Source organism: Ensifer adhaerens (assembly GCF_001270265.1).
In the GTDB taxonomy this organism is placed as follows: Bacteria; Pseudomonadota; Alphaproteobacteria; order Rhizobiales; family Rhizobiaceae; genus Ensifer; species Ensifer adhaerens_B.
This window is the reverse complement of record NZ_LGAP01000023.1, coordinates 31235-47074: the sequence shown is the minus strand read 5'-3', so window position 1 is coordinate 47074 and position 15840 is coordinate 31235. Positions and strand designations below refer to the sequence as shown.

Genomic DNA, 15840 nt, shown 5'->3' with positions numbered 1-15840 from the left:
CGCTAAATTGCGGATCACACCTGAAGTCCTGTCGTTGATCGCAGAGATCGACGAGTTCAAAGGCGCATGGCGAGCACTGGGTCGTATCGCCCCCGATAGACTTTCAAGCTTGCGGCGGGTCGCAACGATTGAAAGCATCGGATCGTCAATCCGTATCGAAGGCGCAAAGTTGAGCGACCGCGAAGTCGAGAGATTGCTCTCGGACCTGCGCATCGGCTCATTCACCGGCCGCGACGAACAGGAAGTCGCAGGCTATGCCGAAGTGATGGAAACCATCTTCTCCGCCTCCGACGAAATCCCGCTCAATGAACTCGCACCGCGGCTCTGGACTCGAACCACCCGCAGTGGCTCTCCGACGGAAGCCGGAGAGCGGCTGATCCGTTCGCTCGCTCCTCGGATCGAAGTAGTCGCGGATGATCCGGGTGAAAGTCTGCCCTCCCAGCCCTCGCTGCCGGATTGCGAGGGCGCACGGACGCTTCATGTTCTGGTACTTCTTGAGGCGGTGGTCGATGCGGTCCTCGGCTATGTTTTCAGGGCGGAGGTGTCCACCAGCATACTTGCCGTCGATCTCGACTTCGTCCTCGAGCACCATCTTCTCCCTGCGCTAGGCGATGGCCTCGCGCAGCTTCAGTCGATCGGAGGAAGTTCAAATGGTTAATTGTCGAAAACCGACAAACAGACAGGGCGTTGTAAGAACGAGGCATATCTCTGCTTTTGGCCCATTCGGACCTTGCACGCCAGGATGCTAAGGTCCGAATGGGTAGAGCGGAATCTCGAGACTGGAACGCACAATGCCCGCAATGATCTCAATCGAGCCGTTCATCGTGTCTGGCATTGCCGACGCGTTGAGTGAATGACTACTTTCCACCACCGCAGACTGGGATGCGAACGTTGACTATCCTATAATTGCACCGATGCTGTTATATGCACCGGAAACATCCCATGCAACGGAAGCTTGCGGCGATTCTGGCCGCTGACCTCGTTGGTTACAGTCACCTCATGGAGATCGATGAGGCGGACACCTTGGCGCGGCTGGGAAGCACCCGCGAGAACATCATCGCCCCGAAGATTGCCGCCCACAACGGGCGGGTGGTCAAGCTCATGGGCGATGGCGCGCTGATCGAGTTTCCCAGTGTGGTTGACGCTGTCAGATGCGCCGTCGAAATCCAGCAAGCGATGGCCGAGTGCAACGAGGAGCTACCCGCTGACAAACAGCTCGAGTTTCGCATCGGCGTCAATCTTGGCGACGTCATCGTCGAAGGACAGGATATCTATGGCGACGGCGTGAATGTCGCGGCAAGACTCGAGGGATTGGCCGATCCGGGAGGCGTCCTGATTTCAGGAACGGCGTACGATCAAGTCGAGAGAAAGCTGGACTACGGGTTCGATTTCGTGGGTGAGCAGCAGGTCAAGAACATCGACAAGCCCGTTCGCCTCTATCGAATTCGCCTTGGCGATCATCCCCGAACCACGGCCGCCTGGACACGGCGCAAGCCTTATCGTTCATGGTTCTGGCTCTCGACCGCCGCAGCAGTTCTGATGCTCGCAGTCGGAAGCGTGGTTTTCTGGAGCACCTCCCGCGCACCGCCTGTTGAGTTGGCCTCAAGGGCACGGATGGAGTTCTCTTTGCCCGACAGGCCGTCCATTGCGGTCCTACCATTCACCAACCTGTCCGGGGAAGCGGGGCAGCAGCATTTTACCGACGGCATGACGGACAGCTTGATCACCGATCTGTCAAAGAGTGCCGATCTGTTCGTCGTCGCCCGGAACTCGACGTTCGCATATCAAGGCAAGACAGTGGCGGTCAGCCAGGTCGCCGAAGAGCTGGGTGTGCGATACGTTCTGGAGGGTAGCGTTCAACGTGCGGGAGACCGGCTCCGCGTCAATGCCCAGCTGGTTGACGCGTTCACGGGAGGCCATGTGTGGGCCGACCGCTTTGACGGCAATGTTGCCGATGTTTTCGGCGTTCAGGATGCATTCGTCACCAAGATTGTCGAGGCGCTGAAAGTCAGTCTGACCGGAAATGAGAGGATGGAGATCGCCCGCGGCAGGACGGACAGCCTGCGGGCGAAAGAGGCATTCGACGAGGGATGGGGTCTCTATCTTCGTTTCAATGCCAAAGACAATGCAGCGGCCGTCGCGCCGCTAAAGAGAGCAATTCAACTCGATCCAGAGTATGGACGCGCCTACGCCGCGCTCGCTCTGGTCTATTTCCGGGTCGAAGACTATGCCTGGCACGAGGAGGTACTCTTCAGAGACGATGAATATGGGTGGAACCAGCAATTTGGCGCACCTCCGTTTGTAGCCGCGTATCACGGTCAGGCGCACCTGGACAGAGCCATGAGATACCCTACGGCTCTCGGATATACGGCCAAAGCGCTGGCCCATCTGCGTTTCGGTCGGGCAGAAGATGCACGCCGCGAAGCCAGCCGGGCGACTGAACTCGATCCTAACGATCCTGAAGCGCAAATCGTCATGGCTTGGGCACTGACGACTTCAGGCAAGCCGAGCGAAGCCATGTCTTTCGTCGAGAAAGCGCTTCGCCTTAACCCGAACTTCCCAAGCCACTATGTCCTTGCCCACGCGGTTGCGCTGTTTGCAGCAAACGATCTGGAGCATGCGGCGGAGGTCTTCGACCAGGGAGCCAAGAAGAACCCGAACGCAACGGCACTCATGCCGCCGTTCGCATCCGTACTTGGTGGACTCGGTCGCCGGGACGAGGCAAGGAGCAAGCTGCTGATTTGGCGGCCGGGAAGAGATCAGGCCGCTCTCGAAGACCTGGCGCGCGACTATAAATTCCCCATTCGATGGGCACCTGAATACAAAGCGGTGCGGGAACGCTTGCTCGACGGTGTCCGTCTTGCCGCCCTGCCGTTGGACGTGACCGTTTCGAGCCTCACAGCTGAACTGAAGCGGGGCGATCCAGCTAGCAGGCAGATTGCCGCAAAGCGCTTGGGTTGGTTTGGACCGTCGGCAGCGGAATCCGTGCCAGCCCTGGTTATGCTGCTCGGAGACGGCGTTGTCCGCGAGGAGGCCGTGCAATCCTTGAGGAAGATCGGGCCTGAGGCCAAGGCTGCGATTCCCGCTTTAGTGGCAATAGAGAACGAGAGTTTCGTCGGCAACTACGCCAAGGATGCGTTGAAGGAAATAAGGGGCTACTGATGGCCCTCTGCCTCGCAGGGTTCACCGTAAGCTGCTCGCTTTACGCTCGAAATACCGCCTTGGGCCAACAGAGAACGTGCCCCGTCGTCGTGCTGCAATGGCACGGATATCAATGGCGATTGCCAGAGCATTCCGGGCAAGTCCGTCAAGAAAGGTCGCCATGGCTTTTCAATCGTGCTTCGTCCCGGCGACCACCGTCTAGTCACGACGGAGCATATTTTCCTGATCCCCTATGGCGCGGTAACCCGCTCCGTCCAGGAACATCTATTTGGAGCAGGCCGCGATCCCTCGTGGCATAGTTTTTGTCGGGCGAGCGCAGCGATTGAGTGACGAACCTAAGTTGGCATCGTTACAAATGACGCTTGAAAAACTCAAGAACAGCAGCGCGCATCGCCTCCGTCTCACGATGGCCGACGCCGTCTTCCTCGAGAAGCTTCAGCATCTCCTCGGCATCTTTGGTCGCATAAGCCTTCGACGTCTCCATGAAGGCACGCAGAACAGCCGATGGTGGTGTCAACGGATCATCGAAACCGACGCAAATCAGCTGCGGGCGAGGGGCAACCATTCCTGCTATCATCCCAGTCGACGTCAGGGATAGAAGGCCCGGCATCGTGAGATACTGACCGTGCAAATCGTGAGCACCAAGTTCGATCAATGTCGCGAAATCGGCATAGCAGCACAGATGTGCGATCGCCGCGATCCGCTCGTCGAGCGCCGGCAGGAAATAGGAAAGCGTAGCGCCCATCGAAATCCCGGTCATGCCCACCCGATTGGGGTCCACGTCATCACGAGATGAAAGCCAGGTAAGCGCCGCCCTCTGTTCGCCGAGCATCTGGCCGAACAGCGTCCGGCCGTACCAGAGTGCGGCCTTCGTCGCGGCGCTCTCCGTCACGATTGCGCGTTCGCCGAAGGTCGGCATGTCGATGCAAAGGGTCACGAAGCCATGCTCGGCGAGCAACGGCCCGGGCGGGCTGAGCAGCGCCGGCCGGCCGTCAATGAGCTCGCCGGCGCCGATGTCGTAGCGACCGCCATGCGCATGGGCGTAGAGGATTGCCGGCCACGGTTCGTCGCTGCCAGGGGGCCGCGTCAGAAAGCCTCGGATTTCCGACTGGTCGTGGCGACTGCGAAAGCGCAGCCTTTCGACGACATAGGAGCCGCAGTCTTCCGTCTCGTGCGCTTCGAGGCAGAGCTCCGTATCGACGAACCCGAGAAGTGTGCGCAGTCGCTCGGTGGAGATGGACATCGACCACGCCTAGCGTACGAGCCAGCCGCCGTCGACCGGCACTACGGTGCCGGTGACATAGCCGGAAGCCGGTGCTGTGAAGAAGAGCACGGCGGTCGCGAGATCATCCGGGGTGCCCCAGCGTCCCATCGGAATGCGCGCAGAGATCTGGGCGTTGCGCTCGGGATTGTTGCGCAGTGCCTCGGTGTTGTCGGTCGCCATGTACCCGGGGGCGATCGCATTGACGGTAATTCCGTGCGGCGCCAATTCATTGGCCATCGCCTTGGTGAGGCCGGCAATGCCGTGCTTCGAAGCGGCATAGGCCGGCACGCGGATGCCGCCCTGGAAGGTCAGCATGGACGCGACATTGACGATCCGCCCTGCTCGTCCGGTTGAGACCATGTGCCTTGCTGCCGCCTGCGACAGCAGGAAGGCCGCCTTCAGGTTCACGTCGAGCACGCTGTCCCAGTCCTCCTCGGAATAGTCGAGCAGGTCGGCGCGGCGGATGATGCCGGCATTGTTGACGAGGATATCGACGCCGCCGAATGCCGCGGCGGCCTCCGCGACAGTGGCCCTTGCATCGAAGGGCTTGGAGAGGTCGATGGTCAATTCATGGAAGCGCACGCCCGTTTCCCTGACCAGCGCAGCCGTCTCCGGCATCGGCGAAGAACCGAGCGCCACGATATCAGCACCGGCCCGCGCCAGCGCCAGAGCCATGCCCTGGCCGAGGCCGGTCCGGGCGCCGGTCACGAGTGCGGTCTTGTCGGTGAGGTCAAACAGCGCGTTCAAGGCGAAGCCCCCGGTCGTTGAAAAGATGGATGGGGGCGGCGGCGAGCGACAGCCTGATGTCGGCACCCGGCGCGAGGTCATGCTGGCCAGGGGCGACGACCAGTACCTTCTGGCCGGCGACATCAGCATGCAGCACGGTTTCGGAACCGAGTGCCTCGACGAGCCGGATCTTCGCCGGAATGCTGTTTTCGCCGGCGTCGAGCGTAATGTGCTGCGGCCGGACGCCGAGGGTGATCGGCGATCCGGCCGCAACTGCACCGCCCGCCATCGGAACCTCCAGTCGGTGACCGCCCTTAAGCGTTGCGACAGCCCTGTCCGAGCCAGAGGCTTCGAGCGTGCCTTCGAGGAAGTTCATATGCGGAGAGCCGATGAAGCCGGCGACGAAGCGGTTGGCGGGTCGATTGTAGAGTTCGAGCGGCGTGCCGATCTGTTCGATGCGGCCGGCGCGCAGGACCACGATGCGGTCGGCAAGCGTCATCGCCTCGACTTGATCGTGCGTCACATAGATCATCGTCGCCGAAAGGCGCGCGTGAAGGGCTGCGAGCTCGGCGCGGGTGGAGCCGCGCAGTTCTGCATCGAGGTTCGACAGCGGCTCGTCGAGCAGGAAGGCAACCGGGCGACGGACGATCGCGCGACCGATCGCGACGCGCTGGCGCTGCCCGCCGGAGAGCTGCCCGGGGCGGCGCTCCAGATAGGGCTCGATTTCGAGCATGCGGGCGGCTTCCCCAATGCGCTCGGCGATCTCCACCTTCGGCATCCGGGTGTTTTCGAGGCCGAAGGCGAGGTTCTGGCGCACGCTCATGTGGGGATAGAGCGCGTAGGACTGGAAGACCATGGCAAGGCCGCGATCGGCGGCCGGCACGTCGTTGACCACTTTGCCGTCGATGGCGAGTTCTCCGCCGGTCGGCTTTTCCAGCCCGGCGATCATGCGCAGCAGCGTGGACTTGCCGCAGCCGGACGGTCCGACAAAGACGACGAATTCGCCGTCCTTGATTTCCAGATTGATGTCATGAAGCACGTCGACGGCGCCGAACGACTTGGTCACATTGGTAAGCTTGATGTGGCCCATGAGTGCCCCCTTATTTCAGTCCGGTTCCGGCAATGCCGGTGGTGATGAAGCGTTGCAGGAAGATGAAGACCAAGACGACCGGGATCATCGTCACCACGGTCATGGCGAGAATGAAATGCCACTGCACGTTCAGCTCGCCGGAATAGATGCTGAGACCGACCTGCAGCGTGTAGAGCTCCTTGCGCGACAGCACGATCAGCGGCCAGAGGAAGTCGTTCCAGCGCCAGACGACGGAGAAGATCGCAAGCACAGCGAGCGCCGGTGCTGTCAGCGGCAGGATGATGCGCCAGTAGATCTGCCACTCCGACGCCTTGTCCATGCGTGCCGCGTCGATCAGTTCGTCGGGGATGGTCAGCATGTACTGGCGCAGGATGAAGACACCGGTCGGCGTTGCCACCGTCGGCAGGATCACGCCCCAGAGATTGTTGAAGAGGCCGAGTGCCGAGACGATCGAATAGAGCGGCACCATGATCACCGACAGCGGCACCATCAGGGTCGCAAGGATCAGCAACATTGCGAAGGTGCGGCCGCGGAACTCGTATTTGCTGAGCGCGAAGGCGGCCATCGAATTGACGATCAGGGTAATCAGCGTCGCCGTCACCGTCACGAAAACCGAGTTCCAGAGATAACGGACGAAGTCGAAGTGGGTGAAGGGCTCGGTGTAGTTGGTCGTGGCGAAGGACATGGTGCGCACCGGCGTGCGCTCAGCGATGTTGACCTTGACGATATCGGTTGGTTTCTCCGGCGCAACCATTTGGGCAACGATGCCGATGCGGCGGACCTCGGCGAGCACGGCCTTGCTGCCGTCCGGCCGCGTCACTTCGTAGAGGTCGAGCGGCTTGTCGTAACCCTCGACGGTCGCCTTCTGGGTCACATAGGGCATGATCGTCGGCGGGAACTCGGCAAGCGCTGCCGGCGACTTGAAAGAGGAGCCGACGAGCCAGACGGCCGGGCCGAACATGATGAAGAGGCCGCCGACCAGCCAGAGCCAGGTGACGATGTCGGTCCAGTGCCAGCCGTTGCGGCCGCGGCGTCGAAAGATGAATTCGGCTAGACGGCTCATTTGCGGGCTCCCTTGTTCTCGCCTTTGCGGCCAAGGCCAAGCTGGACCAAAGTGAGGATCACCAGCACCACGCCCATCAGGATCGAGGCTGCCGCGGCAAGGCCGGGATTGCGCAATTGCGTCGCGAAGCCGGTCTCGTAGATATATTGGGTGAGATAGAGCGTGCTGGTGCCCGGGCCGCCGCCGGTGAGCACGTAGACCTCGTCGAAGATCTGCACGGCGCGGATCAGCACGAGCACGACGACGACGAGCAGATTGGGCATCAGGAGCGGCAGGGTGATGCGCCAGAAGGCGCGCGCTGGGCGGGTGCCGTCCATCTCGGCTGCTTCATAGAGATCCTTCGGGATCGCCTGCAGGCCGGCAAGCAGGATCAGCGTGTAGAAGCCCATATGGGCCCAGATCGAAACGCCGACGGTTGCGGCAAAGGACCAGTTGCGGTCGTTGAGCCAGGTATGCGGCTCGAGGCCGAGGCTGTAGAGGCCGAAATTCAGCAGGCCCTGGCGCTGCAGGATCCACTTCCAGATCAGGCCGACGACGACGGGAGACAGCAGCACCGGAAAAAAGAAGACCGCCCGCCAGAAACTGCGCGCCATCAGGTCGCGATTGAGGATCAGCGCGGTCACCAGCGAAAACAGGATCATCAAGCTGACCTGCAACAGGACGAACCAGGCGGTATTGCCGACGGCGGTCCAGAAGGTGTCTTCAGTGCAGCTATTCGGGTCGGCATAGTTCACGCAATCGAAGAGGCGTGCATATTGTTCGGTGCCGACGAAGGTCCGATCCGGGAGGAACAGCGCGGTGCCGCCGGTCATGGAATAGGCGAAGTTGATGAAGAACGGCAGTAGCACGAAGATGCCGAAGATCAGCATGTTCGGCAGCAGGAAGAAGGTCGCCATTCCACCGATGCCAAGCCGCCGCTGCACCCAGCGCAACGGCGCATCGACGGCCCCCATCACGAGGCGTACGGGCACCATGGCCGCTTCCCCGAGGCCGGAGCCGCTTCGTCTTGGAACATTTGCCTTCATGACTTGGCTCCTCACCCCAACGGTCGTGCGCTGCCTGATTGCAAGATACGCAAAGATCGCTGCCGGATTCTAACGTCCTGCCCGTCGAGGACGGGCAATCGCAATTTGCCGCGCGAAACCATCGGTAAGTCGTGGCTTTCGCATATCGCGACGTCCGGGACACGGAACACCGGCCCGACGGCATGAGATGTCATGCCGTCGGGCGCCGATGACCTCGATCAGTTCCCGGAGTCCTTTACCTTGGTGGCGATGTCGGAGTCGATGCGCGTGAACGCTTCGTCGATCGTCATCTCGCCGGCAGCCGCCTGGCTGACGCGGGTGACGAGCGCGCCGTAGAAGGTATCGGACCAGTGCCAGCCGGGCAGCTTGCGCGCGAGGTCGGAGAGCGACTTGCTCGCCTCGACGAAAGCGTTGAGCGCGGTCTTGGCCTGAGCGTCGTCGGTCTTGAAGTCGAGCCCCTTGGCGAGCACGCCCTTATGCGCCGGCAGGAACAGGGTGCGCTCGGAGAACTCCTTCACGATGGCCTCGCTTGCGAGATAATCCATCACCTTGGCGACTTCCTTCGGGTTCTTGGTGTATTTGACCGCAACCAGACCCGCGCCGCCGGTCATGCCGGTGCAGTTCGTCGGGCCGCAGGGGCTGCCGGTCGCCACCCAGTCGAAGTTGGTGCCGATCTTCGTCGAGAAGTTCGGAACCTGCCAGGAACCGGAATAGTAGTAGACCAGCTGGCCGTTGATGAAGTCGTCGGCGGCTGCACGATAGGTCGAGCCGGCGGCGGAAACCCAGACGTCCTTGCTCATCGTGCCGTCGGCAACCCAGCCGACGAAGGACGTCAGGAAGTTCTTCGAGCCGTCGTCGAGTGGTGCCGGCTTGCCGTCGGCGCCGATGTAGTTGCCGCCGTAGGCGAGGTTCGGACCGCTGAGGCGATGGCCGGAGCGGTCGAGCGCCATCGGGAAGGGCACCTGCTGGCTCTCGGCCACCTGCTTGGCTGCCTTCGCCCAATCGTCCCAGGTCGCATCCTTTCCGGGGATCGCAACGCCCGCCTGGTCGAACAGCGTCTTGTTGGCAAAGCCGCCGGCAATCGTGATCTGCGTCATGAAGCCGGAGATCTGGTTCGAGCCATCAGGGCGCATCCAGTCGGCCTGTTCGCCGAAATTCTCGTCCCAATAGGCGGCGTCAGCCACCAGCGGCCGGAGGTCGAGCCAGTGCTGGCTCTGGGCCTTCAGGTTGGTGACGCGGGCAATATCCGGGCCGTTGCCGGCTTCGAGCTGCACCGGTAGCTGCTCTCTGACGACGCTGTAGGAGACGTTGTCGAGGATCACGTTGATCCCGGGGTTCTCGTTCATGAAGCGATCGAGCAGGTCCTTCAGCACCTCGCCTTCGACGCCATCGGAATACCACATGATGCGCACGTCTCCGGCGACTGCCGCCGTCGACGACATGAGCCCGATGGCGAGCGCCGCGAGCATCGTTCTGGTCTTGGTCATTGTCTTCCTCCTCTTAACCGTTGACGAGCTTCCTCCCGCTCGTTTGGGCTGGCGCCGGCTTCTCCCGGCCGGCGCAACTCTTCGTCCCGCTAGCCTGCGGCGAGCATGGTGACCTCGCCCGCCACCGTGAAATCCTTGGCGGCGATGGTGCGCCCTTCGGCTTCCGTCGTGCCGTCGTCGCGGAAGACGACCCGGCCATACTCGGGATCGTCGACGACGAAGGCGCCATCGGCGCTCTCCTCGACCGCAAGCGAAGCAAAGCTTGTTTCCACCCCGGCGAGGTCGGTGGCCTCGCAGACCCGGACGATCCAGCGCGTCTTGTGGCCCGTCTGGCGCAGCTCTGCATTGGCCGACGGGCCATCGGCGACCGGAGTCAGGTCGCTTCCGCCGATCAGGATCACGGCGCCACGACCGCTGCGCGCCAGCGCACGCTTGCCCTTGACCACGCTCTCGTCAAACTCGGCGACCGGGAACCACGCATGGGTGAAATCCGGTTGCTCGCTGACGGTCGCAAAGTCGAGTACGGCCAGCCCCCTGTACTGGTGGGCACGAGGGAGGGTGCCGCAACCACCCCAAAAGGAGGGCCGGCCGTACCCGAACTGAATGGTCTCGCCCGGATGGTTGATCCAGATCGCCGCTTCGGGGCGCTGGCCAAGGCGCAAGTGCAGCACCGTTTCCTGATAGCCCCATTCGTTCCAGCGATAGTGCGCTGCCGAGCCAATAGCGAAGTGGCGGCCCTTATAATGGTAGAGCGCCGCGAAACGGTTTTCGCCCTGGGCGAAGCGCCATTCCTGGTGATTGGCCTCGTCCTGGTGGCAGGCGACAGTGGCGAGCGCTTCCGGGACGACAAGGCCGTGGTCGCGAAGGCAGACGGCGAGCTGCGGCAGCGCATGCACGCGGCGACCGTACCAGCCCTTGCTCCAGAGCAGGCGCGCGACGCCCGAAAGTTCGAGCGAGCGGCCGGCGCAGAGCGTGTGCTCATAGGAGCGGCCCTGAGCCGCCGTGACCATGCCCTGGTGGGCCGAGCGCGCGATGACCTCGCAGAGCCTGATGATGCCCTTCCTGGCGCGTTCGGCGATATCGGCGTCGGGCGAGAGTGCCGCCAGCGCCGTCAGACCCTTGAGGTCGATCGGGAAGTAGGGGGCGGAGTTGAACTCTGCCATTTCCCAGGCCTCGAAGTGATCGAGCCAGGCGCGAACGCGGGCGGCACCGACGGCGCTTTGTTCGCTGCCCTTGCGGCCCGAGCGACGGAAGGTCGCCTCGGGGAAGAGGTGGCCGGCGAGATAGGCCGAGGTGTGGAACAGAAGCGCGTGGTTTTCGGAAAAATACCACTGCACGTCGTTGCCGGGCTCGTCCATCCAGTAGCGGAAATTCAGGATCGCTTGGTCGATGCGGCCCCGCGTCTTCTGACCGATATCCTGGCCCCATGCGGTGCGCGACCAGATCAGCGGCACGAGTGAGAAGTCGGCGCAGTCGTGGCAGTCCTCGATCGAGGGCAGGATCTCCTCGATCATCGCATCCGTGTCGGCGCCGCTGCGTCCGCTGGCAAGCCTTGCGAAGGCACGAACCGTGTCGCGTTCGGAAAATCCTGAGATCTCGTCGAGGGTTTCGGTGATGCGGTCGGCAAGCGTTCCCGGTGGTCTGCCCTGGCGGCCGGCATGGCAGATTTCCACACCGAGCGAGCGCGACGCGACGAAGCCGCCGGCATTGAGCGTGATACGGAAGTGGCGGAAGTCGGCCGGTGTCTCTTCCGACGGGCCGATCACCAGCCTGTTGTCGCCGGCCTTCAGCACGAAGTCGTGGTCGAAGCGCTCCGTCGACATGAAGTCGCCTTCGACCGCGACATTGACCTTCACGTCGAGCGGCAGGGCTGCGGCGAAGTTGAGCGTGATGTCGCCTTCGAAATAGGCGGTGCTGTCGAAATGCATGCCGTCGAGTGCGGTCTCGATATCGGCGGCGGCTGCACTCGGGCAGGGGACGGGCAGCGCCACGTGCGCCGTCGGACCGGAGAGATAGTCAAGCTGGAAGAAATAACGCGCGTCGCGTTCGGCGAGATCGTCGAAGAAGATCGTGATGTCGTTGAGACCGGCGTTGAGCGGCAGCTCGAATTCGGCCTTGGCCTCGAGGTTGCGGCTATAGGGCGCCATCCAGCCGATTTCGGTGCCGTTCAGAACGACCACCGCGCCGCCGCAGGTGCCAAGGCGGATTTTTGCCGGTCCTGCCGCGTCGGCTTCGATCGAAGTGCGGGCCCAGGTCGCAAGCCGCGTCGGCCGGAACCAGAAACCGGAGAGATCAAGCCGCGGCGAGCCGAAGGGCAGCCACCAGCGGCTGGCCTCGAACGCCCCGCGCACCTCGGGTCGCTTGCCACGATACTGCTCGGCGAAGATCGTGCGGCAAGGGTACTCGTGCGGGATGAAATTCTTGTGCTTGGTCAGGAAGAAGAAGGGGTCCATTTCGCCCTTCATCGGCTGGTCCGGCACATCGAAGCGTTCCTCGGTGATACCGCCGAGCTGCCAGTAGCCAATGGCCTGCCCCGGAACGAGGCTCTTCTTCAGATGGAATGTCGTATCGCTCATTTCAGCTCGGCCAAGGCTACGGGGTTTACGTCGTTATATTCCTGGTTTTCGCCGGTCATGCCCCAGACGAAGGCATAGGGACCGGTGCCGGCGCCCATGTGGATCGACCAGGCCGGAGAAAGCACCGCGTCGCCGTCGGCGACGATCAAGTGCCGGGTCTCGTCCGGCTCTCCCATCACGTGGACGATGCGGTCCTCCGGTGCCATGTCGAAGTAGCAATAGGCCTCCATCCGCCGCTCGTGCACATGAGGCGGCATGGTGTTCCAGGCGCTGCCTTCGGCAAGGTCGGTAATGCCCATCAGGAGCAGGCACGAGGGCATGACTTCCGGATGGATGTACATGACGAGACGGCGCTTGTTCGAGCGCTTGACGTCGCCGAGTTCGAGCGCCTTTGCCTCTGATTTCTTGACCAGCCGGTGTGGCAGATCAACGCCTGCGGGCACCGAATTCATGTAGTAGCGCGCCGGACGATCAGCGGACTCGCTTGCAACGACGATCTCCTTCGCGCCACGCCCGACATAGAGCACGTCGCGGTTCTCGAGCACGAAGCTCTTTCCGTCGACGGTGACCGTCCCGGTGCCGCCGAGATTGGCAATGCCCATCTCGCGAGCCGAAAGCAGATAGGGCGTGCCGATATCGTCGCCGGAGCCGAAGGCTACGCTCTTGCTCTTGGGCATGGCGCCACCAAGGATAAGGCGGTCGACATGGGTGTAGGTGAAGTTCACCGCATCCGCTGCAAAGAGATCGCTGATCAGGAACTCGCGGCGAAGCCGCGCCGTGTCGTAGGTCTTGATGTCTTCGGGATTGGCCCCGTAGAGAACCTTCATCGTCATGCTGCCTGTCCTTCCGCGCCGACATGCTGCAGGGCTTCGGAAAGGCACAGGATTGCCAGTGCCTGGCCATAGCCGGTCGGCTGAATTGGGATGTCCTTGTAGAATTGCAGATCGTGGCCCATGCGGGTGCCGTAGGAAACGTTGAGCACGGTGCCGCTTTCATCGATGTTGTGCATCACCGCTTCCAGCGCGCGCAGACCGGCGCTTCGCCAGGCCGGGGTGCCGTAGCCCAGGCGGTAGCCCTTCAGCAGCCCATAGCCGATGCCGGCCGTCGCGGAGATCTCTTCGTAGGAACTCGCGTCGTCGAGCAGCGTGCGCCAGGCACCGGACGCTGTCTGCAGCGGCAGCAGCGCCTCGACTTGGGTCACGAGCACGCCGCGCAGGTATTCCTTGACCGGTGGGGCGATCTCCGCGAGGTCGAAGAAATCGAGCATGCCGGCGGTGATCCAGGCATTGCCACGCGCCCAGCGGGCGCGGGCAAAATTGTGCCGGCCGTCGAAGGTCCAGCCGTGGAACCAGAGGCCCGACTGCGTGTCGGCGAGGTAGCGGGCATGCACCAGAAACTGCCGCGATGCCTCGTCGACGAGTTCGCGCCGGCCGCTTGCCTGGCCGTAGGAGGCGAGGAAGAGGGCGACCATATAGAGCGTGTCGTCCCAGAGCTCGTTGTCGTTGACCTTGTCGGAGACGTGGTGCTCGAAACCGCCTTCCGGGGTGCGACCCATCTCGCTCATCACCCGGTTTGCCCAGTCGTCGAGCAGCGGCTTCCAGCGGGGGGTCCTGGATTTGGCCCAGAGCACCGAGAGACCGAGCATCGGCGCGGTCGTGTTGACGTTGAGTTCCGGAAGCCCGGCGGCAAGGCGTCCTTCGTACCAGCCTTCAATAAGCTGGCGGATGTCGTCGCGGCCGGTGAACTGCCAGAGCTTGATCAGGCCATAAAGGCCGACGCCCTGCGGCCATTCCCAGCTGTCGAAGCTGATGTAGTCGCCCGCGGTCCCGTCGAGGTTCGGCTCGTCGAACCGACCGTCATGCTTGAGACCGGTCATGCCGCCGACAAGACGATCGAGACCAATGCGAATGTCGTGGGCATTCAGGCCCATGGCGCTCCTCCGTTTTCTGCCGCTCTTCCCTCGGCTTTCTTGAGGGAGATAAGGGCATGACGTTTTTTCTTGCGCAACATGAAAATTTTTCCCATTCTTGTGGCAAGGGAGGATCGCATGATCGCAAAACCGCTGCCCGGCAAACGCGGCAAGAAGAGCAAGCGCGTTCGGCTGGAGGACATTGCCGAAGCCTGCGGTGTTTCCTTGAGCACCGCCTCCCGCGCCCTTGCGGGTGAAAAGGGCGTGCGTGCGGAAATCCGTCAGCGGGTGCTGGAGGCGGCGAAGAACGCCAACTATGTCGTGCCGACCGCAGTCGCCGGACAGAAAGTCATCGTCGCGGCGTCAAGCGCTGCCATGATCGACTATGTGCGCAATCAATTCACGCATTACGTGTTGGAGGGCCTAAAGGAGAGGGCGCAGGCGCTCGACCTCGAAATCGTCACGCGGCCGATTGCGAACCAAAGCGAAGAGTTGGCGGTTCTCGCCGAGGCGCAGGCGGACGAACAGGTTGCTGGCTTGCTGTTTCTCACCATCGATGACGAGGGCATGCTCGCTGCAACCCGCGGCTTCGACAAGCCGGTGGTGCTGCTCAACAGCGACGACCCCTATATGCGGCTATCGAGTGTCACGCCCTGCAACCGCTCGAGCGCGCGGTTGGCGACGGACCACCTGATCGAGCTCGGCCACGAGCGCATTTTGTTTTTGATGCGGCCGGGGCGCCGCACGATCGAGCGACGCTATGAAGGCTGGCGCGATGGGCTCCTGGCGAAAGGTTTGCCTGTTACCGACGACATGCTCGTCACCGTCGAGGATTGGCTGCCGGAACTGGCAGCGCAGGCGGTCATGCAACGGATCGCCGAGCGGGGACTGGATTTCACCGCGGTGCTTGCCGCCGGCGACAGCCTCGCCGTGGGCGCCATGCTTGGCATCCAGCAGAAGGGCTTTTCGGTTCCAGGCGACGTCTCGGTCATGGGCATGGACGACCTGCCGCAGGCGGCGTTCCTCAATCCACCGCTGACGACGATGCACATACCGATGCGCGAAATCGGCTCGGTCGCGCTCGGCCTTCTAAGGGATAACCTCTCAGGCGTTCCAATGCCTTCACGGCGCATAGAATTGGCATGCCATCTGGTTGAGCGCTCGTCAACGGGACCAGCCCGCGACAGCGAGACGCCTTAAGTCGGCGCTAGCCTCAACGGCGACCACTGACGACAGTTCGCCCAAACCGACGTGCAGAACGCGGTATCTTCTGGCCGTGGGCGCCATACATTTTCTGGTCGCTTTGAATCGTCCCAGATATCTGGACCGCCGGAAGTGAACCGCTGCAGGTTTCTGGATGGGGGCTAGAGTTTTCTGGCTTGTTCCAGGGAGGCACGGTGATGGAATTGCGCCCTGTCCAATGGATGAGGAGGACGCTGGCGGACCCTCTTGGAAACTGCTCGCGCAAATTCTCATGCAATTGCTTGAGAACATTCACCATCAGATCAGCGGTTATCGCCTCGGCGGTTTCGACAAAG

At 62.4% G+C, this 15840-nt stretch carries 12 protein-coding genes; 2 read left to right on the top strand and 10 right to left on the bottom strand.

Features of this window, described 5'->3' with window-relative positions; all coding sequences use genetic code 11:
- Window positions 1–217: 217 nt before the first annotated feature.
- Entirely contained in the window at window positions 218–592 is a 375-nt protein-coding gene (locus AC244_RS38920) for a transposase (RefSeq protein ID WP_082367123.1), read from the bottom strand.
- Window positions 593–942: 350 nt separating this feature from the next.
- Here AC244_RS38920 and AC244_RS25275 point away from each other — a divergent pair, with 350 nt between their 5' ends.
- The gene (locus AC244_RS25275; RefSeq protein WP_053251590.1) at window positions 943–3162 is read left to right on the top strand and encodes an adenylate/guanylate cyclase domain-containing protein; all 2220 of its coding nucleotides are present in this window, start codon (window positions 943–945) and stop codon (window positions 3160–3162) included.
- Window positions 3163–3511: 349 nt separating this feature from the next.
- On the opposite strand, the gene AC244_RS25270 is transcribed toward AC244_RS25275, so the two are convergent.
- From AC244_RS25270 to AC244_RS25230, 9 genes are all read right to left on the bottom strand, one after another.
- Window positions 3512–4405, bottom strand: coding sequence for an alpha/beta hydrolase family protein (locus tag AC244_RS25270; RefSeq protein ID WP_053251589.1), 894 nt, complete (start codon window positions 4403–4405; stop codon window positions 3512–3514).
- A gap of 9 nt (window positions 4406–4414) precedes the next feature.
- The gene (kduD, locus tag AC244_RS25265; protein WP_053251588.1) at window positions 4415–5173 is read right to left on the bottom strand and encodes a 2-dehydro-3-deoxy-D-gluconate 5-dehydrogenase KduD; all 759 of its coding nucleotides are present in this window, start codon (window positions 5171–5173) and stop codon (window positions 4415–4417) included.
- On the bottom strand, window positions 5157–6242 hold the full coding sequence (locus AC244_RS25260) for an ABC transporter ATP-binding protein (RefSeq protein WP_053251587.1): 1086 nt from the start codon (window positions 6240–6242) through the stop codon (window positions 5157–5159). Before AC244_RS25260 ends, kduD begins: the two co-directional genes overlap by 17 nt.
- A gap of 10 nt (window positions 6243–6252) precedes the next feature.
- Window positions 6253–7305 carry a carbohydrate ABC transporter permease gene (locus AC244_RS25255; protein ID WP_053251586.1) on the bottom strand — a complete coding sequence of 351 codons (1053 nt, stop codon included), beginning with the start codon at window positions 7303–7305 and terminating at the stop codon, window positions 6253–6255.
- Window positions 7302–8330 carry a carbohydrate ABC transporter permease gene (locus AC244_RS25250; RefSeq protein ID WP_053251585.1) on the bottom strand — a complete coding sequence of 343 codons (1029 nt, stop codon included), beginning with the start codon at window positions 8328–8330 and terminating at the stop codon, window positions 7302–7304. Before AC244_RS25250 ends, AC244_RS25255 begins: the two co-directional genes overlap by 4 nt.
- Before the next feature lie 218 nt (window positions 8331–8548).
- Window positions 8549–9817: an ABC transporter substrate-binding protein gene (locus AC244_RS25245; RefSeq protein ID WP_053251584.1), complete on the bottom strand. Its 1269-nt coding sequence runs from the start codon at window positions 9815–9817 to the stop codon at window positions 8549–8551.
- An 89-nt stretch (window positions 9818–9906) separates the two neighbouring features.
- Window positions 9907–12393 carry a hypothetical protein gene (locus AC244_RS25240; protein WP_053251583.1) on the bottom strand — a complete coding sequence of 829 codons (2487 nt, stop codon included), beginning with the start codon at window positions 12391–12393 and terminating at the stop codon, window positions 9907–9909.
- A complete protein-coding gene (kduI, locus tag AC244_RS25235) occupies window positions 12390–13226 on the bottom strand; it encodes a 5-dehydro-4-deoxy-D-glucuronate isomerase (RefSeq protein WP_053251582.1) in 837 nt (278 codons plus the stop codon). The genes AC244_RS25240 and kduI overlap by 4 nt, the downstream gene beginning before the upstream one ends.
- Window positions 13223–14323 (bottom strand): glycoside hydrolase family 105 protein, encoded by a 1101-nt coding sequence (locus AC244_RS25230; protein WP_053251581.1) that lies wholly within the window; start codon window positions 14321–14323, stop codon window positions 13223–13225. Before AC244_RS25230 ends, kduI begins: the two co-directional genes overlap by 4 nt.
- Window positions 14324–14440: 117 nt before the next feature.
- Here AC244_RS25230 and AC244_RS25225 point away from each other — a divergent pair, with 117 nt between their 5' ends.
- Window positions 14441–15502 (top strand): LacI family DNA-binding transcriptional regulator, encoded by a 1062-nt coding sequence (locus AC244_RS25225; protein WP_053251580.1) that lies wholly within the window; start codon window positions 14441–14443, stop codon window positions 15500–15502.
- Window positions 15503–15840: the final 338 nt, after the last annotated feature.